Source organism: Burkholderia sp. SIMBA_051, from assembly GCF_046534915.1.
In the GTDB taxonomy this organism is placed as follows: domain Bacteria; phylum Pseudomonadota; class Gammaproteobacteria; order Burkholderiales; family Burkholderiaceae; genus Burkholderia; species Burkholderia ambifaria.
Window position 1 is genome coordinate 1 of record NZ_JAWRXS010000358.1, and the last position, 267, is coordinate 267.

The 267-nt window shown below is 48.7% G+C and carries 1 pseudogene; it reads left to right on the plus strand.

Annotation, left to right across the window (positions count from 1 at the left end):
* Positions 1-72: 72 nt before the first annotated feature.
* A pseudogene (locus SB771_RS34855) lies at positions 73-267 on the plus strand (hypothetical protein); the annotation flags it as partial.

The following is a 267-nucleotide window of genomic DNA, read 5'->3' on the forward strand; positions in this document are numbered from 1 at the left end:
CGATGGCTTTTTTATGCTGACGGCGTCTTTTTGACACTATCCCTTTCATTTCAATCGTCGTCGACTCCCGGCATGGGATATTACCTGACAGATATTCAGGTAAGCACGGCATCTGATAATTACACGCCGTATTTTACTGATAGCATCGAACGCCGGAGGCAATGGAAGAAATACCTGTCTGACGAATTGACGCCGGCAAGGGCGGAACGAGCGAAACATGAAGCAGAATGGACGGCTGAGGGCTACACAATCGACACGACATATCTG